The sequence below is a fragment of the Pseudoduganella danionis genome (assembly GCF_009720775.1).
GTDB classification, from domain to species: Bacteria; Pseudomonadota; Gammaproteobacteria; order Burkholderiales; family Burkholderiaceae_D; genus Rugamonas; species Rugamonas danionis.
On record NZ_WNKW01000028.1, the window covers coordinates 1 to 834 of the forward strand.

General features: G+C 48.1%; 2 tRNA genes and 2 rRNA genes. All 4 read left to right on the forward strand.

What is annotated here, in order from left to right:
* A 16S ribosomal RNA gene (locus GM655_RS22520) occupies positions 1-219 on the forward strand; the annotation flags it as partial.
* A 75-nt stretch (positions 220-294) separates the two neighbouring features.
* A tRNA-Ile gene (locus GM655_RS22525) sits at positions 295-371 on the forward strand.
* A 45-nt stretch (positions 372-416) separates the two neighbouring features.
* Positions 417-492 (forward strand) — tRNA-Ala (locus GM655_RS22530).
* A 229-nt stretch (positions 493-721) separates the two neighbouring features.
* Positions 722-834 (forward strand): 23S ribosomal RNA (locus GM655_RS22535); the annotation flags it as partial.

Sequence of the window (834 nt, forward strand, 5' to 3'; positions counted from 1 at the left end):
ACTGCATGAAGTTGGAATCGCTAGTAATCGCGGATCAGCATGTCGCGGTGAATACGTTCCCGGGTCTTGTACACACCGCCCGTCACACCATGGGAGCGGGTTTTACCAGAAGTAGGTAGCTTAACCGTAAGGAGGGCGCTTACCACGGTAGGATTCGTGACTGGGGTGAAGTCGTAACAAGGTAGCCGTATCGGAAGGTGCGGCTGGATCACCTCCTTTCTAGAGTGGCACTGATCTTCGGATCGCCATCAAGCGTTCACACTTATCGACTGTAAATAATAAAGAACAGCATTTGGGGCTGTAGCTCAGCTGGTTAGAGCACCGTGTTGATAACGCGGGGGTCGTTGGTTCGAGTCCAACCAGCCCTACCAGTCCTATAGTGAGGTATCAGACTAAAGTCTGACACCTGACATAAAGGGGGATTAGCTCAGCTGGGAGAGCACCTGCTTTGCAAGCAGGGGGTCGTCGGTTCGATCCCGTCATCCTCCACCAAAAGTTCAAACGTAAGCGACGCAAAGCGCGCATGTTTAGGTTTGATCTTTTAGAGATCAAGTGCTGTATGTTCTTTAACAATCTGGAAGAAGTAAGTAAATTTTTATTGATCGTTTTACGGTAAAACGTAGGACGATGGGTAATGATTGTATGTATCAACAAACGCATTAACGTAGTACTTCTTATTCCTATAAACGCTTTCTGTTAGTCGCAGAAGCTAACGTTATAGGGACAAGTGAATAAGTGCACATGGCGGATGCCTTGGCGATTACAGGCGATGAAGGACGTAGTAGCTTGCGATAAGCTGCGGGGAGCTAGCAAACAAGCTTTGATCCGCAGATT